Origin of the sequence: Aeromonas sobria (genome assembly GCF_000820145.1) — a bacterium.
GTDB classification, from domain to species: domain Bacteria; phylum Pseudomonadota; class Gammaproteobacteria; order Enterobacterales; family Aeromonadaceae; genus Aeromonas; species Aeromonas sobria.
On sequence record NZ_CDBW01000005.1, the window covers coordinates 85,874 to 108,730 of the forward strand.

Genomic DNA, 22,857 nt, shown 5'->3' on the forward strand with positions numbered 1-22,857 from the left:
GGCCAGCTTGATGGAGGTCACATTCCTCCCCCGCAACCCTCCCTATGATTCCCCCATCATCCGCCAGCCCGTCAAGTTGGCGATGGCACTTAAGTGGAACACTCACGAATAACAAGAGAACACACCATGCAGCAAACCAGCACCCTCAAGACGGTCATGGTCAGCATATTGGCAACCGCCATGCTGATCTTTGTGGCCCAGTACCTGATCGGCAAGCAGGAGATCAAGATAGGCATCGCCATCATTCCGATCCTGCCGATGCTCTTTGCCGTCATCATCGGCATGATTGTCTCCGCCAAGCCGGTCAAGGATCGCATCCCCGGCTGGAAGAGCCTCTTCACCGAAAAAGAGGAGGGCTTCTGCGGCAAGATGGTGGGCTTCAGCCTGCTGATCCTGGGCACCCAGTACGCGGGGATGATCATCCCCAACCTGAAGATGATCCTGAGCGTCGGCGTGCCGCTGTTCCTGCAGGAGATTGGCAACCTGCTACCGATCCTGATCGCCATTCCGCTGGCGGTGAAGTTCGGCTTTGGCCGTCGCGCCATCGGGGCCTGCTCCTCTATCAGTCGTGAGCCGTCGGTCGCGGTCATTCAGGGCAAGTTCGGCACCGGCTCCCAGGAGTACATCGGCGTGCTGGCCATCTACCTGTGCGGTTCCGTCATCGGCACCCTCTGGTTCAGCGTGCTGGGCAGTATCGCCCCGCTCACCGGCCTGCATCCGCTGGCGCTGGCCGCCGGTTCCGGCGTGGGCTCAGGCTCCATGCTAAGTGCCGCCTCCGGTGCCCTGATCAACGGTCTCGATGAAGCGCTGGCCCAGCAGGTGCTGAGTATCGCGGCTGCCTCGAACCTGCTCTCGTCTGCCCTCGGCGCCCTCTCCCTCACCTATCTGGGTCTGCCGCTCGCTGAAAAAATCTATGCCCTGACTTCCAAAGGAGAGAAAGCATGAAAAGCATCGTAATGGATATGCGGTTCGTCTTTCTGGCGATCCTGCTGGCCATGTTTACCCAGACCCTGACCACCGGCACCCCGCTCTGGCTGATGGGTGACAGCTTCATCGCCATGTCACTGGTGGTGTTCGCCTCGTTGATTGCCAAGCGCTATCTGCCCTCCTCCCTGCCAGCGTTTGCCTATGCCACCATCATCGGCATTCTCATCTGTCTGCCGGAGACTCCGGTGCGCGGCCTCTTTATCGATGCCGTTGCCAAGATCTCCTTCCTCTCCTGCTGCGTACCGCTGCTGGCCTTTGCCGGTCTCTCGGTGGGCGGCCAGCTGGAAGAGCTGAAGAAGATGTCCTGGAAAGTGATCCTGATCTTCATGATCGTCTCCACCTGCTGCTTCTTCGGCGCCTCGCTGGTTGCCCAGATCGGCTTCACCATGCAAGGGATCATCTGATGAGCAACATCCACATTGAACCGGCCCTGCTGGCCCTGCGCGACTTCAGCCACGAAGTGCGCCACCACCTGCACACAATTCCGGAGGCCTCCGGCATCGAGTTCAAGACCTCGGCCTACTGCCGCGAGCTGATGAAGGGCTTCGGCTACCGCCTCACCGACTACCCGGGTTTTACCGGTTTTCACGGGGATCTGGTGGTTGACCCAGTACTGCCGACCATCGCCTTCCGTGCCGATATGGATGGCCTCGAGATGCACGACATGAGCGAAGTTGCGTTCAAGTCGAGCCACGAGGGGATGGCCCACAACTGCGGTCACGACTCCCATATGGCGATCGCCCTGACTGCCGCCAAGTTTCTGGCCGCCAACAAAGCGCGCCTGCAGTACAACGTCCGCTTTATCTTCCAGATGGCGGAAGAGGATATGCGGGTGCCGGGCGCCGAGAAAATGGTCGAACTGGGTTGCATGAAAGGGGTGGACGAGGTCTATGCCCTGCATAACGACGGCGCCATGGAGACCGGCACCATCAAGTTCAACAACGGTGTCATGTCCTCCTGGGGCTCCGCCTGGACGCTGGATGTGCACGGCATCTCCGCCCACGGCTCGACCCCCCACAAGGGGCTGGATGCCATCCGCGAAGCGGTGCGGATCATCGAAGATATGGACTACATCGTCGCCAAACGCACTAGTCCGTTCAGCCCGGCGGTGTTCGGCTGCGGCATGATCAACGGCGGCACCATCCCCAACGCCATCGCCGACCATGTGCAGGCGCGCGGCACCATCCGTGCCATGGATGCCGAGACCGACCAGATCCTGAAGAACAGCTTCAAGGAGATCGTGGCCCAGAGCGAACTGCGCGGCTTCAAGACCAAGATGGTCTATGCCGGTTATCCGGCGGTAGAGAACCACGCCGATGCCTGCGGCCGCCTGCTGCAAGCAGCCGCCGACGTATTGCCCGGCGAGGGGATCAACGCCCAGGGTCAGCCGATGACCGGCAGCGAGGATTTCAGCTACATGGTCAACGCCTGCCGTGGCCGCAAGGGCGCCATGTTCTTCCTCGGCAGCGGCTGTCAGGCCAAGGGGATCTGCAACTACCTGCACGCAAATCCCTACTATCTGGACGACGACTGCCTGCTGGTCGGAGCCCAGATTTTTATCAATCTGGCAACGACTAAAAGCGCCTGACAGGCCAAGGGATTTGCAACTACCTGCATCAGGTAAAGTCCCCTACTACCCGGATGACGACTGCCTGTTAGTGGGAGCCCAGATCTTTATCAATCTGGCGACCCGCAGCGCTTAATCCCGCATACCGATAAAACCAGAAGAGAGGCCAAGGCCTCTCTTTTTTTATATCTGCATTTTTGCTCTGTGCGCGGCAAACAACTTGCGGTTAGAGCCACGGCAGCTCCGCCATATTGGCGGCCGGCGGCTGGTTGATAAGGTGCAGCTGCACCGTCTCCCGGCTGATATGGGGGGCGTAGAGGTGGATGAAGTCGTACATGTAGTCACGCAGATGGGCATGCTTGCGCAGGCAGATGTGGGTGGCGCTCGAGGCGATCAGGTGGTCGATATTGAGGCTCACCAGATCCTCCCTGTCCCCCTCGTCGAAGGCCACGCTGGCGATCACCCCGACCCCCATCCCGAGCCGGACGTAGTGCTTGATCACATCGGTATCGGTGGCAGTCAGCACGGTTTTCGGCGAGAGGCCGTGGCGGCTGAAGGCCTTGTCCATCTTGGATCGGCCGGTAAAACCGAACACATAGGTGATGAGGGGATAGCGGGCCAGATCGGCCATCGAGAGCGGCTGGCAGTCGATCAGCAGATGACCGTGGGGCACCACCACGCTGCGCCCCCAGCGATAACAGGGGACGGCGGCCAGCTCGTCGAACAGATACATGGACTCGGTGGCGATCGCCATATCTACATCGCCGCTTTGCACCATCTGGGCCAGTTGGGCAGGCGCCCCCTGATGGAGCTGGATCGCCACATCGGGATAACGACGGCTGAACTCGGTAATCACCGCAGGCAGCTTGTAGCGCGCCTGGGTATGGGTGGTGGCGATACGCAGCACCCCGCTGGTAGCCAGTTGCTCCCCGAGCGACAGCTGGTTGATCTGCTCCACCTGCGCCACTACCCCCTTGGCCAGCTCCATCACCTGCTCGCCTGCGCTGGTCAAGCCGACCAGATTCTTCCCCTTGCGGGTAAAGAGGGCGAGCCCCAGCTCATCTTCCAGCATCTTCATCTGCTTGCTGAGGGTTGGCTGGGAGGTATAGAGCTTCTCCGCCGTCGCCGAGATGTTGAAGTTGTTCTTCACGATCTCGGTAAAGTTCTTGAGCCGGGCGATGTTCATCTGGGCAAGGGATCTCGCTGCTGCGGCCAGTGGGGCTGGCCTGAAAAAGAGAGAGCGGGGCTGGCCCCGCACCTGACTGCCGACCATACCACAGCGCGGCGCACGATAATCTGCCTCAGGTCAGAAAGCCGCGAGCTAGTCACTGGCGAGCTTGATCCCGAGCCCGACAAACAGGGTGCCAATGCCCCGGTTGAGCCTGCGGCCAATCGGGGCTGGCAGCTTCACCTTGTTGCGAGCGTATGCTGTGCTGAAGACCAGCAAGTGGCACCAGATCATCCCGTTCAGGTTGAAGATGCAGCCGAGCAGGATAAAGGCGATCGCCTTGTCGGGAGCATCCGGCGCAATGAACTGGGGCACGAAGGCGAGGAAAAAGAGCGCCACCTTGGGGTTGAGCACATTGGTCAGCACCCCTTGCCGGTAGATCCGGCCATAGGAGAGCGCGGGTAGCGTAACCGCTGCACCTGCAGTGCTGTTCGCCGCCGACTGGCGAAACAGCGAGACGCCAAGATAGATAAGGTAGAGGGCGCCAGCCAGCTTGATAACCGTAAACAGCTCGGCCGAGGCACTGAGCAGGGCCGACAGACCGAGAGCAGCAGCCAACACATGGATCATGGTGCCGGTTCCTATCCCCAGCGCGGCCGCCGAACCGGCACGCCATCCCTGCGACCCGCTGCGCAGCATGATGAGCAGGGTGTCCGGCCCCGGCATGATATTGAGCAGCAGGCCCGAGACCACAAACAGCGCCAGATCATGAATACCGAACATAGACTCCATCCTCGTATAGACAAACCAAATAAAGAGGGCTCCGCAGAGCCCCCTTCCATCGTATTTTCAACCCGTCTGACCGAGCCGCAGTGACAACTCTGCCTTAAGGGCGCAGCGCCTTGTCAGCACGGGAGATGCCGCAGACCCCGGAGCGCACCACTTCGATGATCTCGTTGGTCTGGGCGGCGGTCTTGATAAAGGCATCCAGCTTCTCGCTGGTGCCTACCAGCTGCACCGTGTACTGCTCGGGGGTGACGTCGACGATCTGGCCGCGGAAGATATCCGCCAGCCGTTTCAGCTCGTCACGGGCACCACCGGCGGCACGCGCCTTGACCAGCGCGATCTCCCGCTCGATATGCTCCCCTTCGCTCAAGTCACACACCTTGAGTACATCCACCAGCTTGTGAAGTTGCTTCTGGATCTGCTCCAGCACCCGCTCGTCACCCATGGTGACTATGGTCATGCGCGACAGGGTGGGATCCTCGGTGGGCGCCACCGTCAGGGTCTCGATGTTGTAGCCGCGCTGGGAGAAGAGACCCACCACGCGGCTCAGGGCGCCGGATTCGTTCTCCAGCAGAACGGAAATAATATGTCTCATGATATTTCCCCCGCCTTGTTCAGCGACATCTCTTCAACGGCGGATTCCACCAGTACGACCGAAATAATATGTTCCATCGTCAGGTCCTCTCCGTCTTGCTCAGCCACATCTCGTCCATGGCACCAAACTTGATCTGCATCGGATAGACATGCTCATCCGGGTCGACCGAGATATCCATGAACACCAGCCGATCCTTCATGGCGAAGGCCTTCTCCATGGCGCTCTCCAGCTCGGCGGGATCGCTCACCGCGATGCCGACGTGACCGTAGGCTTCCGCCAGTTTGACGAAGTCCGGCAGGGACTCCATGTAGGAGTGGCTGTGACGGCCGCCGTAAAACATCTTCTGCCACTGCTTGACCATGCCCAGCGCACGGTTGTTGATGGAGATGATCTTGATGGGTACCCCATACTGCAAGCAGGTAGAGAGCTCCTGAATGTTCATCTGCACCGAGCCATCACCGGTGACGCAGCAGACCACCGCATCCGGGTTGGCAAACTGGGCCCCCATGGCGGCCGGAATGCCGAAGCCCATGGTGCCGAGGCCCCCTGAGTTGATCCACTGACGCGGTTTGGCAAAGGGGTAGTAGAGCGCAGCAAACATCTGGTGCTGGCCCACGTCGGAGGCAACGAACGCTTGACCCTGAGTCACCTTGTAGAGGGTCTCGATCACCTGCTGCGGCTTGATCTGGGTAGCCGACTTTTCGTAGGCGAGGCAGTGACGGGAACGCCACTGGTTGATCTGGCTCCACCAATCCGTCATCGCCTGATGATCGTTAGCAAAGCCACACTCGCGGATCACCTCCAGCATCTGTTCCAGCACGGTTTCTACCGAGCCAACGATGGGCACATGAGCCTGCACCGTCTTGGAGATGGATGTCGGATCGATATCGATATGCACTATGGTGGCATTGGGGCAGAACTTGGCCACGTTGTTGGTGACGCGGTCATCGAAGCGGGCACCCACGGCAAAAATCAGATCCGCATTGTGCATGGTCTTGTTGGCTTCGAAGGTGCCGTGCATCCCCAGCATGCCAATAAATTGCGGATGTATACCGGAGAAAGCACCCAACCCCATCAGAGTGGTGGTCACTGGCAGGTTCAGCAGCTCCGCCAGCTTGGTCACCAGATGATCCGCATTGGCATTGATGGCACCGCCGCCCACGTACATCACCGGGCGCTGGGCATCCACCAGCAGCTTGGCAGCCCGCTTGATCTGGCCCTTGTGGCCGGACTTGGTCGGGTTGTAGGAGCGCATGCTCACCGACTCGGGATACTGGTAAGGGAATTTCTCTTTCGGGTTCTGCACATCTTTGGGCAAATCCACCACCACAGGCCCCGGGCGGCCGCTGGCGGCAATGTAATAGGCCTTCTTGATGGCCTCGGGAATATCGCTCGCCTTCTTGCACAGGAAGCTGTGCTTCACCACCGGGCGGGAGATACCGATCATGTCGGTTTCCTGGAATGCATCCTCACCGATCATGGTGGTCGGCACCTGGCCGGAGAGGATCACCAGCGGAATGGAATCCATATAGGCGGTGGCAATACCGGTAATGCAGTTAGTCGCCCCGGGGCCTGAGGTCACCAGCACAGTCCCCACCTTGCCGGTGGAGCGGGCGTAGCCGTCAGCCATGTGAACCGCGGCTTGCTCGTGGCGCACCAGCACATGCTCCATCTTGCCGTTTTCGAAGAGTGCGTCATAAATGTCGAGCACCGAGCCACCAGGGTAGCCAAAGACGTGCTCCACCCCCTGATCTTCCAGCGCTCTAACCACCATCTGGGCGCCTGATAACATCTCCATGATAAAGCCCTCCAGGCTTTGCTCCGTTTTGCGAATCCCGTCAACGGCGCAGTGCTTCCCGGCACAACCCGACCCGTTTCTTGTTGTTATCTGAATGCAGATCGGGCTAATTCCGCCCCGTTGACCGGTGAAAAAAAGGATTTTTCAATCATTCACCCGAAAATCGGGTGAAAAACCAACTTAACCCGCTTCATAACGCTTGTCCACGGCTTTTCCTGACCAGAACAGTCATACATTTCAACCCACTATTAACATTCAAGGAGTTGGCATCGCAGCCATGAGATAAAAGGGAAGCAACTCGGGTAATGGCCAGCAAATCATCCCGCCGAGGGGAACAGCGGCCACAAAAAAGCCCACCAGTCAGCGGTGGGCTTGATGCCGGATGATCGACTCAGTTGTCCTGATCCGGCTCAGCCAGCCAGATCTGCTGATCCGGATCGGTCTCTTCACTGACCGAGATGCTGACACCCATATCCAGCAGTTCGTGCAGGGTCAGATTATCTGCCAGCGTCATAGTTTCGCCATTCTCATTGGTAAAGCGCATTTGCTCCGTCCTCTCCTTGGTGGGCTCGCCTTTCAGTCTAGTCAACAACGCTCACTTGCGATAACCAGCAACTGGATAAACAGTCCCCGCCATCCAGCTCGCTCAAACGATCACTCACCTCCTCCGGAAACAGGGTGCGAGCCCAGAGCCGACGTGACAGCGACGCCACGCTCTCATCGGCTCCCGCCGCCAGCCAGCGGGCCAGTTCCCCCGCCACATCGGGGTAACAGACTGCCCCCGGCGAAGGGCTGTCGAGCCAGCTGCGCACCAGATTGGCATCGAGGCAGTCCATCAGGGTCGCCAGCCCCATCATCTCGAGGGTCTTGCCGTTGGTCAGCTGCTCGAACTGGCCGCCAAGGGGTTTGACCAGCATCTTCTTGCCGAGGGTGAGTGCCTCGGAGGCCAGCTCGAAGCCCGCGTTGGAGATGACGCCGCGACAACCGGCCAGCACGGCGATAAACCCCTGCCGCGACGGCGGCTCGAAGCGCAGGTTGCGCCACTGGCTGGGGGTGCGGATGGCGGGGTGAAAGCAGACGAAGCGCTGCTGACCAAAGCGCGACAGCAGGGCGGCGATCGCCTCGGTCTGCTCGAACGGCAGATAGACCAGGATCTCGCCGTTATCCGGTGCAACGGAAATGGGGTCGATCACCGGCGGCAACAAGGGGTGGCCGAAGTGAAACCAGTGCAGCCCGAGCGGTTGATCCACCGGGGCAAAGTGGCGCATCAGCTGACGGCTGACCCCATCCTCCCCCCAGCGCGGGATCGGCCAGTTGAAACTGGCCTGATGGCTGATGGTAAGGCTCGGCTTGCCATAACGGCGGGCGGCGTGGGCGGTCAACGGCTCAAAATCGCTCACCACCAGATCGTATTCGCTGCAATCGAGGGCCCGCAGATCCCGCCAGAAGGTGAGCGGCGAGGCGGCCTGCAGGGTACGCCACGGCGAGACCCGCCCCTCGTGACTGATAAAGGTGAGCCCGGCAAACGTGCGGTAGGCGCCAAACTCCTCCATGTCGAAATAGCGGTCGGCAGGGCGGCCGCTGAAGAGATAGTCCACCTCAACTCCGGCCGTGCGTAACGCCCGTGCCAAGGTGCGACTGCGGCTGATATGGCCGTTGCCGGTACCTTGCACACCAAACAGTATCCTCATGAATGGCTCCAGCCGAGCGCCAGCACGGCGCAACCGCCACCCAGCAAAGCACCGGCCACCAGATCGCTCAGGTAGTGAACCCCGAGCAGCAACCGGGATGCCCCCACCAGCGCCGCCCAACCAAACAGCAGGGGCGCCCAAAACGGAAAGCCGCTGGCCAGTATGGTGGCCATCAGAAAGGCGGCGGCGGTGTGGCCGGAGGGGAGACTGTAACGATCGGAGGGGGTGATAAAGACCGGCAAGCCGACCGGCCGTTGCCGTTTCAGGCTGTTTTTCAGCAGCAGATAGAGGGGCAGCTCGATGGCGAAGGCAAGCAGTGCCAGTCTCACCAGTTCCTGCTCCGCTTCGCCTTGCCACCAGAACAGGGCGGCAAGCACGGCGTAAAGCGGACCATCACCGGTGCGGGAAATGAGGCGACTCACCCTCGCCTGCTGCCGGTTGTAGCCGTGAAGCAGGCAGACCCGACACACCTGCAGGTCCCATTGCTGGATCTTGTTCATATCCCCTCCTTCCCTGAATTCTGCTTGCAGAGTAAGAAAGCGGGATGACGTTACGTTGAACAAGGGATAACAGATTTATGAAAAAAGGGCCGAATGGCCCTTTTTAATCTCGATGTTGCGGCAAAATCAGTGGCTGCCGCGCAGACCGGTTTCCATCATACGGCAGTTGTGATCCGCCAGACGGGTCATGAAATTCTCATCAACCTTGAGGCCGAACACCTGCTCGTAGAGATCTTTCATCACGAACGGCTGCCACATCATGCTGAGGAAGGAGATCTTCAGCATCTCTGGATCCAGGTTATCACCCAGCTCGCCGTTGGACTTCATGGTTTCCAGCAGGGCGTCGAACTGCGGCAGCTGGCGTTCCAGCAGGCGATTCAGCACAAAATCCCGACCTGGACTCTTCTCACTAGACAATGCGCTGGAGATAGCTGAAGTCAGCTCGCTGTTGGGCGCCATCACCTGATAGTAGGTATTGAGCATCTCATTGATGCTGTGATTGCTCTGCTCATCTTGCCAGGCGTGATCAAGCGGCTCGGCCACATCGCCCAGCACAGCCTTGTAAAGACCCTCTTTACTGCCGAAGTAGTAGTGGATCATGGCCAGATTCGAGCCAGCCAGCTCCGCGATTTCGCGGGTAGTCACCTTGCTATAGGGAGTATTGAGAAAACGCTCACGGGCAGCAGCAAGCAACTTGTCACGAATGTCAGAACGTCCGACCGGACGACCAGGTCTACGTTTTTCCATGAAACACCTCAGATAATGCAGTCAATGCTGATAAGTCGATCTGGTTGTGCAAATAATCGAGCACAGCAGGAATGACCAGATAATCGGTCATAGGCCGAATATGGGACAAGGAAATTTGCAGTCCTTTACAATCCGATTAAATATCTCAGCAGATTGCTCCTGACAATCCAGGTTGACACAGCATAAAAATCTCGATATTGGTAAAAGCGTTATCGACTGGAAGGAATAACAACGTCATGCATATCGCCACCCCGCTACTACTACTTTCCCTAATCGCGTTAACTCGCGCGGGATCCTTGTAGCCGGGCTAAGGCATAGCCGGAATTTACAAAAACCCGTGCACCCTGCACGGGTTTTTTTATGCCGCAGCAGGATGCACGTTACCGAACTTAGGAAGAGGGAAGTCACATGTCAGATAGGGTCATCATATTCGACACCACCTTGCGCGATGGTGAGCAGGCCCTGGCGGCCAGTTTGACAGTCAAGGAGAAGCTGCAGATCGCACTGGCACTGGAGCGGCTCGGTGTCGATGTCATGGAAGTGGGCTTCCCGGTCTCCTCTCCCGGCGATTTTCAATCGGTGCAGACCATCGCCCGCCACATCAAGCACAGCCGGGTCTGCGCCCTCGCCCGCGCCCTGCCCAAGGATATCGATGCCGCTGGCGAAGCCTTGCGGGTCGCCGAAGCCTTTCGTATCCACACCTTTATCTCCACCTCCTCCATCCATGTGGAGAGCAAGCTGAAAAAGAGCTTCGAGGATGTGCTGGAGATGGGCACCAGCGCCATCAAGCACGCCCTGCGCTACACCGACGATGTGGAGTTCTCCTGCGAAGATGCGGGCCGCACGCCGATTGATAATCTCTGCCGCATGGTGGAGGCCGCCATCAAGGCGGGCGCCCGCACCATCAATATCCCCGATACCGTGGGCTACACGGTGCCGACCGAGTTCTCCGGTATCATTCACACCCTGTTCAACCGGGTACCCAACATCGACAAGGCCATCATCTCGGTGCACTGCCACGACGATCTGGGGCTCTCGGTCGCCAACTCCATCGGCGCTGTGCAGATGGGGGCCCGCCAGATCGAGTGCACCATCAACGGCATCGGCGAACGGGCAGGCAACTGCTCGCTGGAAGAAGTGGCGATGATCCTGAAGACCCGCGCCGACCTGCTCGGGCTGCATACCAACATCCGCCACAACGAAATTCATCGTACCAGCACCCTGGTCAGCCAGTTGTGCAACATGCCGGTGCAACCGAACAAGGCGATCGTCGGGGCCAACGCCTTCTCCCACAGCTCCGGCATCCATCAGGATGGGGTGCTTAAGGCAAAAAATACCTACGAAATCATCACCCCCGAAAGCATTGGCCTGACCCAGAACAACCTCAACATGACCTCCCGATCCGGCCGTCACGTCATCAAGCACCGGATGGAGTCCATGGGTTATGCCGAGAGCAGCTACGACCTCGACCACCTCTACGGCAAGTTCCTGACTCTGGCCGACAAGAAGGGGCAGGTATTCGACTACGACCTCGAAGCGCTGGCCTTCTTCAGCCAGATCCACGAAGAGCCGGAGCACTTCAAGCTGGAGTACCTCGGGGTGCAGAGCGGCAGTTCGGTACTGGCCACCGCCTCGGTCAAATTGAAGGTGGGGCAGGATCTGGTGTGCGAAGCGGCCACCGGCAACGGCCCGGTGGATGCGGTCTACCAGTGCATCAACCGCATCACCGGCTATGACATCCGCATCGACAAATATGCCCTCAAAGCCAAAGGTGAGGGGGAAGATGCCCTCGGTCAGGTGGATATTGTCGCCGAATACAAAGGGCGCAAATTCCACGGCATGGGGTTGGCCACCGACATCATCGAATCCTCGGCCCACGCCCTGCTCCATGTGATCAACAGCATCTGGCGCGCCGATCAGGTGGCCGAGCAGATGGAACGCAATAACAGCATCAAATCAGAAACCGTCTGAGCAGGACTCGGCGCCACACAGACGGCATGGAATGACAACATCAGGACGGGGAACGTCTGAACCGGCATCCGCGCGCAGCGTCGGGGAAACTGGGCAGAGGGATCTCAAAGACAATATCAGGATGGAGAGTGTATGAGCAGTTATCGGATCGCAGTATTGCCGGGTGACGGCATTGGCCCGGAAGTGATGGCCGAGGCCGTCAAGGTGCTGGAGAAGGTGCAGGCCAAATTCGGCCTCGCCTTCGAGTATGATCGCCATGACGTGGGCGGCATCGCCATCGACAACCATGGCACCCCGCTGCCGCAAAGCACCATCAAAGGCTGCGAAGCGGCCGACGCAGTGCTGTTTGGCTCGGTGGGTGGCCCGAAATGGGAGCATCTGCCACCGAACGATCAGCCGGAGCGCGGCGCTCTGCTGCCCCTGCGCGCCCACTTCAAGCTGTTCTGCAACCTGCGTCCGGCCCGCATCTACACCGGTCTGGAGCAGTTCTCCCCGCTGCGCGCCGACATCTCCGATCGCGGTTTTGACATCGCCTGCGTGCGCGAGCTGACCGGCGGTATCTACTTCGGCCAGCCCAAGGGGCGCGAGGGTGAAGGGGCGAACGAAAAGGCGTTCGACACCGAGGTGTACCATCGCTTCGAGATTGAGCGCATCGCCAAGATTGCCTTTGAGTCGGCGCGGGTGCGCCGCAGCAAAGTCACGTCCATCGACAAGGCCAACGTGCTCGCCTCCTCCATCCTGTGGCGTGAGGTGGTGACACAAGTCGCCAAGGATTATCCCGATGTCGAACTGAACCATATGTACATCGACAACGCCACCATGCAGCTCATCAAGGATCCCTCCCTGTTTGACGTGCTGCTCTGCTCCAACCTGTTCGGTGACATCCTCTCCGACGAATGCGCCATGATCACCGGTTCCATGGGGCTGCTCCCCTCCGCCAGCCTCAACGAATCGGGTTTCGGCCTGTTCGAACCGGCCGGTGGCTCGGCTCCCGATATCGCCGGCAAAGGGATCGCCAACCCTATCGCCCAGATCCTCTCCGCCGCCCTGATGCTGCGTTACAGCCTGGGCCAGGAAGCCGCCGCCCAAGCCATCGAGCAAGCCGTGGCCCAGACCCTGGCCGAGGGTTACTTCACCGCCGACCTGCATCAGGCCAGTGCCCGCAATCCGGTGCAGAGCACGTCCGAGATGGGCAGCCAGATCGCCGCCCGGATCTGAGCCGCATAACAGATAACTCTGAGCCACATAACAAGGAAGAGCGAAGCAATGGCCAAGACCCTCTATCAGAAAGTATTCGACGCCCACGTGGTACGGGAAGTGGAAGGGGAAACGCCCCTCATCTACATCGACCGCCATCTGGTGCATGAAGTGACCAGCCCGCAGGCATTCGACGGCCTGCGGGCCATGAACCGCCAACTGCGCCGCCCGGATCTGACCTGGGCCACCATGGATCACAACGTCTCCACCACCAGCAAGGACATAGCCGCCTCCGGCGAGATGGCCCGCATCCAGATGGAGACGCTGGCCGACAACTGCAAAGAGTTCGGGGTTCGCCTCTACGATCTCAACCACAAATATCAGGGGATCGTCCATGTGATGGGCCCCGAGCTCGGCATCACCCTGCCCGGCACCACCATCGTCTGCGGCGACTCCCACACCGCCACCCACGGCGCCTTCGGTTCGCTGGCGTTCGGTATCGGCACCTCGGAAGTGGAGCATGTGATGGCGACCCAGACCCTGAAACAGGGCCGTGCCAAGACCATGCGCATTTCGGTCAACGGCAAGCTGGCCGAAGGCATCAGCGCCAAGGACGTGGTGCTGGCCATCATCGGCCGGGTCGGCCATGCCGGTGGTACCGGCTACGTGGTGGAGTTCGCTGGCGAGGCCATTGCAGGCCTCTCCATGGAAGGGCGGATGACGGTGTGCAACATGGCCATCGAGCTCGGCGCCAAGGCGGGGATGATTGCCCCCGACCAGACCACCATCGACTACATCCGTGGCAAGGAGTTTTCCCCCAAGGGCGAAGCGCTGGAGCAAGCCATCGCCTACTGGCAGAGCCTCAAGAGCGACGAAGGAGCCCGCTTTGATGCCGAGGTAGTGCTGGACGCTGCCGATATCGCCCCGCAGGTCACCTGGGGCACCAACCCGGGTCAGGTGATTGCCGTCAATGAGCCGATTCCGGCGCCGGAATCCTTCAGCGATCTGATGGAGCAGCAGTCAGCCCGCAAGGCACTCGCCTACATGGATCTGCAACCGGGCCAGAAGCTCTCCGACGTCGCCATCGACAAGGTGTTCATCGGGTCGTGCACCAACAGCCGCATCGAGGATCTGCGCGCTGCCGCCGCCATCGCCCGCGGTCGCAAGGTGGCCGCAGGCGTGCAGGCGCTGGTGGTGCCGGGCTCCGAACAGGTGAAGGCACAGGCCGAAGCCGAGGGTCTCGACAAGATCTTCATCGAGGCCGGTTTTGAGTGGCGCCTGCCTGGCTGCTCCATGTGTCTGGCGATGAACAACGACCGGCTGCAACCGGGGGAGCGCTGCGCCTCCACCAGCAACCGCAACTTTGAAGGGCGTCAGGGCCGCGCCGGCCGCACCCATCTGGTGAGCCCGGCCATGGCCGCCGCCGCCGCCGTCACCGGCCGCTTCGCCGACATTCGCGCGCTGTAATTACGAGGAGAACAAGATGACAGGCTTCAAGCAACACAAAGGGATCGTCGCCCCCCTCGACAGCGCCAACGTCGACACCGACGCCATCATTCCCAAGCAGTTTTTGCAGAAGGTAAACCGCATCGGTTTTGGCAAGCACCTGTTCCACGACTGGCGCTTTCTGGACGATGCAGGTCAGCAGCCCAACCCCGAGTTTGTGCTCAACCAGCCACAATTCGCCGGTGCCAGCATCCTGCTGGCCCGTGAGAACTTCGGCTGCGGCTCGAGTCGCGAGCACGCCCCTTGGGCGCTGGCCGACTACGGCTTCAAGACCATCATTGCCCCGAGCTTTGCCGACATCTTCTACGGCAACGCCATCAACAACGGCATGGTGCCGGTACGCCTGAAAGAAGAGGAGATCAACGCCCTGTTCCAGCTAGTGGCCACCAAGCAGGGCATCGAGATCGAAGTGGATTTGGAAGCCAATCAGGTGCGCGCCGGTGAGCTCAACTTCAGTTTCGAGATCGACGAGTTCCGCCGCTACTGCCTGCTCAACGGGCTGGATGCCATCGGCCTGACCTTGCAACACGAAGCCGCCATCAGCGCTTTTGAGGCGAAGCAACCGAGCTGGATTTAACGCGCCAGTTGCAAAAAAACGAGTAGAATCAACAGGGAGCTTTGGCTCCCTGTTTTACTGTCCGCTACGCTTCCCACTTTGGGCCACCGGAACTGGCCCGTGCCACAGGAAAGGATGATGAAGAGACCGACGGCAATCCCTCTGCTCTGTGCCCTGCTGCTAACCCTGCCTGTGGGCGCCAGCCAAACCAGCTTCAACAACAGCCTCGGCCAGATCAACGTCGGCTGGCTGGATAGCGAAGGCAAGCCCCAGCAGCTCACCTACCGGCTGGAACAGGGCAAGCTGCCGCCCCTTATCGCCTATCGCCCGGCCAGAATGCAGGAGGAGGTTCTGCAGGTATTGCTGCGGGAGGTGCGCCAGAATTACCCCGAGGTACAGTTCACTCTCACCCGCCCCACGCTGGAGCTGCATCTGAAAAGTCGCAATCAGGATAAAGCGCGTGAAGCGATGGCCTGGCTGGAATCACAGCGCAGCAAAGAGGAACTGGCGTGGCTGACCGAGCACTACTTCCAGTACTTCACAACCCCTGACGGACAACTGGCGGTCAAGCAAGATCATCCGCGCATTGCGCTAGAGAGTCGCAGCACCTTGGCTCCGCTGGCGGGTCAACTCAAGCAGCAGGGGAGCACCGAAACGGAAGCGCGCCAGAAAACCGTGGCTCATATGCTGACCTTTATCCAGAGCATCCCCTACCAGCAGTTGGATAATCTCAATGGACGGCAAGGCAAGGGGTTTCTCGCGCCTCGCCAGGTGCTGGAACAGAATCGGGGCGATTGCGACAGCAAGGTGGCCCTGATGGCTGCTATGCTGGCCCAACTCTTTCCCGAGCTGAAACAGGCCATGGTGTTCGTCCCCGGCCACGCCTTGCTGGCCGTTGATCTGCCCGCCAAACCGGGGGATGCCACCATCAGCTGGCAAGGGCAATCCTATCTGCTGCTCGAGCCCACAGGCCCCGCCACCTTGCCAGCCGGCCAAATAGCATCGACCAGCAAAACGCTGGTCGATAGTAAACAAATCAGTGTTCAACCGGTTCAGGCCAACAAGTGAGCCTGTCTATCTCAGGCTCACACTGTGACCAATGACGACCGATTGATTAGCGCGCTGACTCAAGCCACGGGTAAAAACTCTATCGCCAACAGCAAGCCATCATCCTCGTCCAGTACCCGAATGATGCGGGCCTGCGCTTCGAAAGGGGGCAGCAAGTTGTTGTGCGTGGCCAGGCTAACCCGGATCGGCAAATTGATGTCGAGCTGGTGTTCAGATACCGCAATCCCCATGCCGTTGGCACTGAGATCCCGGCAGACCCCCTCCAGCACCTGCTGTTGCTGATAGACAGTGACCGGAGCATTGATAACCATGCGCGCAAAGGCACGCCTTTCCTTGGTATTGGTAAGCACGCGAACATCCTCTGTTGGGTGGGCGTCATCTCAGGGGTATTGCACAATTGTGCTGGTCTCCCCAAAAGAACGTTAATACAATGCGGTTCGTTTCTCAAACGGGGTGCGGTTTACCGCTGAGATTATACCCGTATACCTGATCCAGATAATGCTGGCGGAGGAATTTGAGGCATGGCGCTCATTTTTTGCGCTCTCACCCGCTGGCACCTCATTATTAACAAGTAATAGGGAGTGCCATCAATGAAAACCCTGCTGCTGGTCACCACCGGCCTGCTGTCGGCCAATGCGTTCGCCGCCGACACCCTCACCGTCTACACCTACAGCTCCTTCACTGCCGAGTGGGGCCCGGGCCCCAAGATCAAGCAAGCCTTCGAGAAAGAGTGCGGCTGCGTCCTCAATCTGGTTCCCCTTGAAGATGGCGTTGCCATCCTCAACCGGTTGCGGCTGGAGGGCAACCACAGCAAGGCCGATCTGGTGCTGGGGCTCGATGATGCCCTCATCAGCGAAGCCAAGCAGAGCGGCCTGTTCGCACCCCATCCCACTAACCTCGACGGCATCAAGGTGCCGGGTGGCTGGCAGGATAAGACCTTCGTCCCCTACGACTACGGCTACTTCGCCTTTGTTTATGACAAGGAGAAGCTCAAGCGGCCGCCCAAGAGCCTGAAAGAGCTGGTGGAGCGACCTGACCTCAAGGTGATCTATCAGGATCCCCGCACCTCCACCCCGGGACAGGGGCTGATGCTGTGGATGAAGTCCGTTTATGGCGACAAGGCGCCCGCCGCCTGGGCCAAACTGGCCAAGAAGACGGTCACCGTCACCAAGGGGTGGTCAGAGGCCTATGGCATGTTCCTCGATGGCGAAGCGGACATGGTGCTCTCCTACACCACCTCCCCCGCTTACCACCTGATTGGCGAGAACAAGCCCCAATATCAGGCCGCCGCCTTCGAGGAGGGTCACTACCGTCAGGTGGAAGTGGCCGCCAAACTGAACAGCGCCACTCAGGGCAAGCTGGCCGATCAGTTCCTGCAATTTATGGTGAGCCCCGCCTTCCAGAACGAGATCCCTACCGGCAACTGGATGTATCCGGTGATCGACACCCCACTGCCCAAGGGCTTCGAGCAGATGATCACCGTCAGTAAGCCACTGTCCTTTAGCGCCGATGAGGTGGCCGCCAATCGCAAAGGGTGGATCCGCGAGTGGCTGCAAGCCGTCACCCAGTGAGCCGTTATCTGAAACCACAGGCTCGTCCCCTCTGGTGGTTGCCGGGCAGTGCAGCCACCCTGTTGATCCTGCTGTTATCTCTCGGGCCGCTCGTGGCCCTGTTGTGGCAGGCCGGTTCGCTGGCCCCCCGCACCCTGCTCGCAGATCCTTATCTGCGCCATGTGCTGGGCTTCAGTCTGGGGCAGGCACTGCTCTCCACTCTGCTCAGTCTCGGGCTGGCCATTCCGGTGGCCCGCGCGCTGGCGCGGCGCCGCTTCATTGGCCGTACCCTGCTGATCAAGCTGTTTGGCCTCTCGCTGGTGCTGCCAGTCATCATCGCCATCTTCGGTATCGTGGCGGTACACGGCAAACAGGGGTGGCTGCCACAACTGCTACGCTCACTGGGGCTCGATCCCGGCAACTACCTCTACGGCCTGTTCGGCATCCTGCTGGCCCACGTCTTCTTCAACATGCCGCTGGCGGCCCGCCTGATGCTGCAGAGCATAGAGAGCATCCCCGAATCGAGCTGGCGCCTTGCCAGCCAGCTCGGCATGCGCTCGTCCCACATCTTCCGGCTGCTGGAGTGGCCGCTTATTCGCGGCATATTGCCGGGACTGGCCAGCCTTATCTTTATGCTCTGCTTCACCAGCTTCACTACCGTGCTGGCGCTGGGGGGCGGGCCGAAATCCACCACGCTGGAGGTGGCCGTCTATCAGGCGCTGCGCTTTGACTTCGATCTCGCCACCGCGGGCGGACTGGCACTGGTACAGCTGCTCCTGACCGCCGCCCTGCTCGCCCTGCAACACAAGCTGCAGAGCACCCCAGCCAGTCGGGTAACACCGCGCCGCCCCTGCTTGCGACCGGATCGCCATCAGCCGGGCACGGCCGTGGTGGATGCACTCTCGCTCTGTATCGGGCTCGCCATCTTTCTGCCACCGCTGCTGGCGATTGTGGTGGCCGGCCTCCACCCCGGCCTGCTGACGGCGCTCACCTCAAGCAAGCTGTGGCAGGCGAGCGGCCAGTCGCTGCTGATTGCGCTGGCGTCGGGCACCCTGGCGACCCTGCTCGGCAGCGGCCTGCTGCTCACCAGCCGTCACCTCAAGGTGCGCACCCGCCAGCGGCGCGCCGCCGCCCTGTGGGAGGCCAGCGGCTCGATGATCCTGATGATCCCGGCGGTGGTGCTCTCCACCGGTCTCTTCATCCTGTTTATGCCGTTCACCGATGTCTTCGCCCTCGGCCCCTGGCTGGTGGTGCTGGTAAACGCTCTGATGGCGCTGCCCTATGTACTGCGCACCCTCTCAGCCCCCATGCAGCTGGTGGTACGCCAGTACGACCGGCTGGCCGACAGTCTGGGGGTACGCGGCCTGCATCGCCTGCGACTGGTGGAGTGGCCACTGCTGCGCCGCCCGCTGGCACTGGCGATGGCGCTGTCGATGATCCTCTCGCTGGGGGATCTCGGAGCCATCGCCATGTTTGGCAGTCAGGAGCTCACCACCCTGCCCTGGCTGCTCTATCAACAGCTCGGCAGCTATCGGCTGACCGACGCGGCCGCCACCGCCCTGCTGCTGCTCACACTCTGTTTCTCCCTGTTCTGGCTGGTTGAACGGGGTCTTGGAGGAAAAAATGGCGAGCATCATTGAGATACAAAACGCCTTGCGGCCCTGCGCTAGCGTTTCTGCGGCAGTTCTCGCTAGTCAAACGGATCCTTTTGGGAGGAAAAATGCTGAACATTGATATGCTTGCGACCAGCTACCCCGACTGGCGCGTCAGCTTCAGCGCGACCCTGCCCAAGGGAGAGATCACCGCGCTGATCGGCCCAAGCGGCGCGGGCAAATCTACCCTGCTCGGGATGATCGCCGGCTTCGTGCCGGTGGAATCAGGCCGCCTCAGTTTCGATGGTGAAGATCTGCTGCCGCTGGGCCCCGCCGAGCGACCGGTCACTACCCTGTTTCAGGATCACAACCTGTTCCTCCACCTGTCGGTGTTCGACAATATCGCCATCGGCCTGCATCCGGGTCTGCGCCTGAGTGACGCCCAGCGGGCACAGGTGATCGATGCGGCCGGGCGGGTCGGGCTTGGCGATATGCTAAGCCGCCAGCCTGAGCAGCTCTCCGGCGGCCAGCAACAGCGAGTCGGGCTGGCCCGAGCCCTGGTGCGGGGCAAACCATTGCTGCTGCTGGATGAGCCCTTCTCGGCCCTCGATCCGGCCCTGCGCCGGGAGATGCTGGCGGAAGTGGCACGCCTCGCCAGCGAACAGGGCATCACAGTATTGATGGTTTCCCACAATCCGGAAGATGCCCAGCTTATCGCCGATCAAGTGCTGTTCGTTGACGAGGGGCGCATAGCCCTGCAAGGCAAACCCGACATCCTGCAAACCAGCGATCATCCCGGGCTGCTGCGCTACCTTGGTCGCGCTCTCGCGCCATAGTGGATGGCCAACAAGCTGATGGTCTCCCCCTATCATGCCGGAAGATGCCCAGCTCATCGCTGATCAGGTGCTGTTCGTCGACGAGGGGCGCATCGCCTTAGGCAGTGATCATCCCGGGTTGTTGCGCTACCTTGGTCGTACGCATATCTCATAACGGGACACACGCATCAAAAAAGGGAGGCCGATTGGCCTCCCTTTGTATCTGGAAATATTCAGTTAAATCAGAGATTTTCCTCGGCAAACGAAGCCAGTCTGCTGCGCACCACGCCGTTGAGGAAGATGTTGGCACTGCCGTCGAAATCCTTGAAACGCTCGACGATGTAGGTGAGACCCGAGGTCACCGGGCTCAGGTAGTTGGAATCGATCTGGGCCAGGTTACCGGAGCAGACGATCTTGGTTCCCTCGCCACAGCGGGTGATGATGGTCTTGATCTGGGACGCGGTCAGGTTCTGGCACTCATCCAGCAGCACAAAGGTGTTCTGGATGCTGCGCCCGCGCATGAAGTTGACCGATTTGAACTGGATGTTGGCCTTCTCCATGATGTAGCTAAGCGAGCCGCTCATGTTCTCGTCCTGCTTGTGCAGCACCTCCAGCGTATCGGTCACCGCCGCCAGCCAGGGCATCATCTTCTCTTCTTCGGTGCCGGGCAGGAAGCCGATGCTTTCGGCAATTTCCGGGGTATTCCGGGTGACGATCACTTTCTCGTAAATGCCCTTCTCAATCACCAGCTCCAGCGCCGCCGCCATCGCCAGCAGGGTCTTGCCGCAACCAGCTGGGCCGGTCAGGATCACCAGATCGATGTGCGGATCGAGCAGGGCATCCAGCGCCATCCCCTGATAGACGTTCTTGGGATGTACGCCCCACGCCTTGCGGGACATCAGCCGCTCGCGCCCCAGATCCTTGATGCGGATCTTGCTGCCATCGTGGCTGAGCACACGGGCGGCGAAGAAGTTCTCCTCATCGATCAGGTACTGGTTGACGTGAATTCCTTCGAGCAGGTTGTCGTCGATCACATGAATGGTATCGCGGCCATGGGTCTCGCTCTCGCACTCGCCGACCCGCTCCCAGAAGCTGCCGGGCACCACCTGAAAGCCTTTGGCCAGCAGGCGGATATCGTCGATCAGTTGGTCACTGCGATAATCTTCAACACGGGCGAGCCCTGCACCTTTTGCTTTGAGACGCATGTTGATGTCTTTGGTGACCAGCACCACCTGACGCTTCAACTCATGCTTTTGCAGATAGAGGGCCGCGTTGATGATGCGATTGTCGGCTTCCTTGTCGGTAAAGACTTCGGCATCCTGCGGCAGGTGGTGATCGCTGAAGATGCAAATATTGCCGCTCGCTTCGCCAGCCAGCGGAACGCCCTGGGTGATCTGCTCCGGCGTTGCGTCACGGAACACATCTTCCAGCGCACGAATGGCCACCCGCGCGTCGCGGCTGACATCCTTGTTGCGATCCTTGATGTTATCGAGCTCTTCCAGCACCGTCATGGGGATGAGCACGTCGTGCTCTTTGAAGGAGTAGATCGCGAGGGGTTCGTGAAGCAGAACGTTGGTATCCAGGATAAACAGCTTTCGGTCCGTATTGTCCATAAGCATTCTCCTTGGCACTGAAGGGCCACGTGTGTGCATCTCAGATGTCATTGAAACCACACGGCCGTGACAGTTTTATTACCCTCAACGCTACGCCCGATTTTACTATCACGCAACAAATCACTTGGCCGAGCGTTTTGATTGCCCATAAAAACAGCAATAAAAAGACCGGTACACAGACCGGTCTTTTTGCTTTCGCTCAATGATTTAAACACATCGGTCAGCCACGCTGGGAGGCGCTGCTGAGGCTGTTAAGTAACCATCCTTGAGCACCGGCCCCCTTGCTTTAGCACTGATAGCAGAGCCCAGCATTGGTCGCAAAGCCACGATCAGCAGATCTCCGAACCAGGGCACTCAACTGATTAAGTAACTGAACGAATGAATACTCAGAGATAGATTAGGGCTTCTTAACGTAGACGGTCGGTGTTTCACCCGCCATATTCAGATAGAACTCGTAGACACCATCGCTATCCGGCGAGAACTTCATATCCTCATACTTGGAGCAGGGATTGACCGGCACCGCCTCACCACCCAATACGGCGACACCATCACTCGGGCTCTTGTAGCCAAAGTTACTACCGCAGCTCCAGCCAGAGTCAGCAAACTTGAACTTGTAGGGAGCCCACTCTTTCTTGAGCGTCCCTTTGGCCATGTAAAGCTTGTCAGCGACCTTGACGACCTTGCTCGCATCAGTCGCCATCCAGTCGTTCATCTCCCCACGCAGGTAGATGGACTTGCTACCGAAGTCACTGTTGTCTGCCCCAGACTGCTCAGCACCACCATTGGATGCACAACCGCCTAATACCAGGGTTCCCGCCGCCAGCATCATCGTTACTGTTCTTTTGAACATGGGTCTATTCCTTAAATTATTGTGATTCCTTGGTCCATCAATGTGGACTGAAGAATTAAACCAGAGCAGGCATCACAAGAAAGGTAGAGGCATCACACTCTGTGCTTTTTATGTGCAATCAATTAAATGATTGAATGAAAACCGAACGAAAAATGAATGAAATTTAGGCGACAGGGAAGAGTGTCTATACAAAACAGAAGGGAAACGATTGATAATTAGCCAGACAACTGAATGTCAGGCAATAAAAAACCCCGCTCATTGAGCGGGGTTTCTTGTATTTGGTGCCTGGCAGTGTCCTAC

The 22,857-nt window shown here is 59.5% G+C and carries 22 protein-coding genes and 1 riboswitch; of the genes, 11 read left to right on the plus strand and 11 right to left on the minus strand.

From position 1 onward, the window contains the following. The first annotated feature begins 126 nt into the window (after window positions 1–126). Genes BN1135_RS02445 through BN1135_RS02455 form a run of 3 tightly spaced genes read left to right on the plus strand, consistent with a single transcriptional unit; the run spans window position 127 to window position 2,575 of the window. Window positions 127–945: a DUF3100 domain-containing protein gene (locus BN1135_RS02445; protein ID WP_042018592.1), complete on the plus strand. Its 819-nt coding sequence runs from the start codon at window positions 127–129 to the stop codon at window positions 943–945. Then, window positions 942–1,391 (plus strand): hypothetical protein, encoded by a 450-nt coding sequence (locus BN1135_RS02450; protein WP_042018594.1) that lies wholly within the window; start codon window positions 942–944, stop codon window positions 1,389–1,391. The genes BN1135_RS02445 and BN1135_RS02450 overlap by 4 nt, the downstream gene beginning before the upstream one ends. After that, a complete protein-coding gene (locus BN1135_RS02455) occupies window positions 1,391–2,575 on the plus strand; it encodes a M20 metallopeptidase family protein (RefSeq protein ID WP_042018596.1) in 1,185 nt (394 codons plus the stop codon). The genes BN1135_RS02450 and BN1135_RS02455 overlap by 1 nt, the downstream gene beginning before the upstream one ends. A gap of 205 nt (window positions 2,576–2,780) precedes the next feature. On the opposite strand, the gene BN1135_RS02460 is transcribed toward BN1135_RS02455, so the two are convergent. The 8 genes from BN1135_RS02460 to BN1135_RS02490 all read right to left on the minus strand — a co-directional run bounded on the left by BN1135_RS02460 (window position 2,781) and on the right by BN1135_RS02490 (window position 9,839). Beyond that, window positions 2,781–3,740, minus strand: coding sequence for a LysR substrate-binding domain-containing protein (locus tag BN1135_RS02460; RefSeq protein WP_042018598.1), 960 nt, complete (start codon window positions 3,738–3,740; stop codon window positions 2,781–2,783). A 135-nt stretch (window positions 3,741–3,875) separates the two neighbouring features. Continuing rightward, the gene (locus BN1135_RS02465; RefSeq protein WP_042018600.1) at window positions 3,876–4,505 is read right to left on the minus strand and encodes a LysE family translocator; all 630 of its coding nucleotides are present in this window, start codon (window positions 4,503–4,505) and stop codon (window positions 3,876–3,878) included. A gap of 103 nt (window positions 4,506–4,608) precedes the next feature. Continuing rightward, window positions 4,609–5,103 (minus strand): acetolactate synthase small subunit, encoded by a 495-nt coding sequence (ilvN, locus tag BN1135_RS02470; protein WP_005311605.1) that lies wholly within the window; start codon window positions 5,101–5,103, stop codon window positions 4,609–4,611. Window positions 5,104–5,182: 79 nt separating this feature from the next. After that, the gene (locus BN1135_RS02475; protein ID WP_042018602.1) at window positions 5,183–6,901 is read right to left on the minus strand and encodes an acetolactate synthase 3 large subunit; all 1,719 of its coding nucleotides are present in this window, start codon (window positions 6,899–6,901) and stop codon (window positions 5,183–5,185) included. 391 nt (window positions 6,902–7,292) lie between these two features. After that, window positions 7,293–7,445, minus strand: a complete 153-nt coding sequence (locus tag BN1135_RS21940) for a hypothetical protein (protein ID WP_098972262.1) — start codon at window positions 7,443–7,445, stop codon at window positions 7,293–7,295. Window positions 7,446–7,482: 37 nt separating this feature from the next. Further along, window positions 7,483–8,592 (minus strand): MJ1255/VC2487 family glycosyltransferase, encoded by a 1,110-nt coding sequence (locus BN1135_RS02480; protein ID WP_042018603.1) that lies wholly within the window; start codon window positions 8,590–8,592, stop codon window positions 7,483–7,485. Continuing rightward, entirely contained in the window at window positions 8,589–9,092 is a 504-nt protein-coding gene (locus BN1135_RS02485) for a phosphatase PAP2 family protein (protein ID WP_042018604.1), read from the minus strand. The genes BN1135_RS02480 and BN1135_RS02485 overlap by 4 nt, the downstream gene beginning before the upstream one ends. 126 nt (window positions 9,093–9,218) lie before the next feature. Continuing rightward, window positions 9,219–9,839, minus strand: a complete 621-nt coding sequence (locus tag BN1135_RS02490; RefSeq protein ID WP_042018605.1) for a TetR/AcrR family transcriptional regulator — start codon at window positions 9,837–9,839, stop codon at window positions 9,219–9,221. Window positions 9,840–10,247: 408 nt separating this feature from the next. Between BN1135_RS02490 and leuA the strand changes: the two genes are divergently transcribed. From leuA to BN1135_RS02515, 5 genes are all read left to right on the plus strand, one after another. Further along, the gene (gene leuA, locus BN1135_RS02495) at window positions 10,248–11,810 is read left to right on the plus strand and encodes a 2-isopropylmalate synthase (RefSeq protein ID WP_042018606.1); all 1,563 of its coding nucleotides are present in this window, start codon (window positions 10,248–10,250) and stop codon (window positions 11,808–11,810) included. A 132-nt stretch (window positions 11,811–11,942) separates the two neighbouring features. Then, window positions 11,943–13,028: a 3-isopropylmalate dehydrogenase gene (leuB, locus tag BN1135_RS02500; RefSeq protein ID WP_042018607.1), complete on the plus strand. Its 1,086-nt coding sequence runs from the start codon at window positions 11,943–11,945 to the stop codon at window positions 13,026–13,028. Between the two features lie 48 nt (window positions 13,029–13,076). Beyond that, window positions 13,077–14,474 carry a 3-isopropylmalate dehydratase large subunit gene (gene leuC / locus BN1135_RS02505; protein WP_042018608.1) on the plus strand — a complete coding sequence of 466 codons (1,398 nt, stop codon included), beginning with the start codon at window positions 13,077–13,079 and terminating at the stop codon, window positions 14,472–14,474. A 16-nt stretch (window positions 14,475–14,490) separates the two neighbouring features. After that, window positions 14,491–15,090, plus strand: a complete 600-nt coding sequence (gene leuD, locus BN1135_RS02510) for a 3-isopropylmalate dehydratase small subunit (RefSeq protein WP_042018609.1) — start codon at window positions 14,491–14,493, stop codon at window positions 15,088–15,090. A 117-nt stretch (window positions 15,091–15,207) separates the two neighbouring features. Continuing rightward, complete coding sequence (locus tag BN1135_RS02515) at window positions 15,208–16,137, plus strand: hypothetical protein (protein ID WP_042018610.1); 930 nt, start codon at window positions 15,208–15,210, stop codon at window positions 16,135–16,137. Window positions 16,138–16,196: 59 nt separating this feature from the next. Here the strand turns inward: BN1135_RS02515 and BN1135_RS02520 are convergent, their stop codons facing one another. Then, the gene (locus tag BN1135_RS02520) at window positions 16,197–16,487 is read right to left on the minus strand and encodes a PilZ domain-containing protein (RefSeq protein ID WP_042018611.1); all 291 of its coding nucleotides are present in this window, start codon (window positions 16,485–16,487) and stop codon (window positions 16,197–16,199) included. A gap of 89 nt (window positions 16,488–16,576) precedes the next feature. Beyond that, window positions 16,577–16,667: riboswitch (TPP riboswitch) on the plus strand. 60 nt (window positions 16,668–16,727) lie between these two features. On the opposite strand from BN1135_RS02520, the gene thiB reads away from it, so the two are divergent. The 3 genes from thiB (at window position 16,728) to thiQ (ending at window position 20,115) form a co-directional block, all read left to right on the plus strand. Beyond that, window positions 16,728–17,708 (plus strand): thiamine ABC transporter substrate binding subunit, encoded by a 981-nt coding sequence (gene thiB, locus BN1135_RS02525; protein WP_042018612.1) that lies wholly within the window; start codon window positions 16,728–16,730, stop codon window positions 17,706–17,708. Further along, on the plus strand, window positions 17,705–19,327 hold the full coding sequence (thiP, locus tag BN1135_RS02530) for a thiamine/thiamine pyrophosphate ABC transporter permease (RefSeq protein WP_042018614.1): 1,623 nt from the start codon (window positions 17,705–17,707) through the stop codon (window positions 19,325–19,327). The genes thiB and thiP overlap by 4 nt, the downstream gene beginning before the upstream one ends. A gap of 80 nt (window positions 19,328–19,407) precedes the next feature. Beyond that, entirely contained in the window at window positions 19,408–20,115 is a 708-nt protein-coding gene (thiQ, locus tag BN1135_RS02535; protein ID WP_042018616.1) for a thiamine ABC transporter ATP-binding protein, read from the plus strand. A gap of 221 nt (window positions 20,116–20,336) precedes the next feature. Here thiQ and BN1135_RS02540 read toward each other — a convergent pair whose 3' ends face one another. Both BN1135_RS02540 and BN1135_RS02545 read right to left on the minus strand, forming a co-directional pair. Continuing rightward, window positions 20,337–21,707, minus strand: coding sequence for a PhoH family protein (locus BN1135_RS02540; protein WP_042018617.1), 1,371 nt, complete (start codon window positions 21,705–21,707; stop codon window positions 20,337–20,339). A 397-nt stretch (window positions 21,708–22,104) separates the two neighbouring features. Continuing rightward, entirely contained in the window at window positions 22,105–22,557 is a 453-nt protein-coding gene (locus BN1135_RS02545) for an early set domain-containing protein (RefSeq protein ID WP_042018618.1), read from the minus strand. Window positions 22,558–22,857 lie beyond the last annotated feature (300 nt).

What these genes read in the sequence shown, in the direction of transcription:
- BN1135_RS02460 (WP_042018598.1), bottom strand. Translation starts at nt 3,740, where the DNA reads ATGAACATCGCCCGGCTCAAGAACTTTACCGAGATCGTGAAGAACAAC.
- thiB (WP_042018612.1), top strand. Translation starts at nt 16,728, where the DNA reads ATGAAAACCCTGCTGCTGGTCACCACCGGCCTGCTGTCGGCCAATGCG.
- leuD (WP_042018609.1), top strand. Translation starts at nt 14,491, where the DNA reads ATGACAGGCTTCAAGCAACACAAAGGGATCGTCGCCCCCCTCGACAGC.
- BN1135_RS02480 (WP_042018603.1), bottom strand. Translation starts at nt 8,592, where the DNA reads ATGAGGATACTGTTTGGTGTGCAAGGTACCGGCAACGGCCATATCAGC.
- leuA (WP_042018606.1), top strand. Translation starts at nt 10,248, where the DNA reads ATGTCAGATAGGGTCATCATATTCGACACCACCTTGCGCGATGGTGAG.
- BN1135_RS02490 (WP_042018605.1), bottom strand. Translation starts at nt 9,839, where the DNA reads ATGGAAAAACGTAGACCTGGTCGTCCGGTCGGACGTTCTGACATTCGT.
- leuC (WP_042018608.1), top strand. Translation starts at nt 13,077, where the DNA reads ATGGCCAAGACCCTCTATCAGAAAGTATTCGACGCCCACGTGGTACGG.
- BN1135_RS02450 (WP_042018594.1), top strand. Translation starts at nt 942, where the DNA reads ATGAAAAGCATCGTAATGGATATGCGGTTCGTCTTTCTGGCGATCCTG.
- BN1135_RS02515 (WP_042018610.1), top strand. Translation starts at nt 15,208, where the DNA reads ATGAAGAGACCGACGGCAATCCCTCTGCTCTGTGCCCTGCTGCTAACC.
- leuB (WP_042018607.1), top strand. Translation starts at nt 11,943, where the DNA reads ATGAGCAGTTATCGGATCGCAGTATTGCCGGGTGACGGCATTGGCCCG.
- BN1135_RS02455 (WP_042018596.1), top strand. Translation starts at nt 1,391, where the DNA reads ATGAGCAACATCCACATTGAACCGGCCCTGCTGGCCCTGCGCGACTTC.
- BN1135_RS02485 (WP_042018604.1), bottom strand. Translation starts at nt 9,092, where the DNA reads ATGAACAAGATCCAGCAATGGGACCTGCAGGTGTGTCGGGTCTGCCTG.
- thiQ (WP_042018616.1), top strand. Translation starts at nt 19,408, where the DNA reads ATGCTGAACATTGATATGCTTGCGACCAGCTACCCCGACTGGCGCGTC.
- BN1135_RS02475 (WP_042018602.1), bottom strand. Translation starts at nt 6,901, where the DNA reads ATGGAGATGTTATCAGGCGCCCAGATGGTGGTTAGAGCGCTGGAAGAT.
- BN1135_RS02545 (WP_042018618.1), bottom strand. Translation starts at nt 22,557, where the DNA reads ATGTTCAAAAGAACAGTAACGATGATGCTGGCGGCGGGAACCCTGGTA.
- BN1135_RS21940 (WP_098972262.1), bottom strand. Translation starts at nt 7,445, where the DNA reads ATGCGCTTTACCAATGAGAATGGCGAAACTATGACGCTGGCAGATAAT.
- ilvN (WP_005311605.1), bottom strand. Translation starts at nt 5,103, where the DNA reads ATGAGACATATTATTTCCGTTCTGCTGGAGAACGAATCCGGCGCCCTG.
- BN1135_RS02445 (WP_042018592.1), top strand. Translation starts at nt 127, where the DNA reads ATGCAGCAAACCAGCACCCTCAAGACGGTCATGGTCAGCATATTGGCA.
- BN1135_RS02465 (WP_042018600.1), bottom strand. Translation starts at nt 4,505, where the DNA reads ATGTTCGGTATTCATGATCTGGCGCTGTTTGTGGTCTCGGGCCTGCTG.
- BN1135_RS02540 (WP_042018617.1), bottom strand. Translation starts at nt 21,707, where the DNA reads ATGGACAATACGGACCGAAAGCTGTTTATCCTGGATACCAACGTTCTG.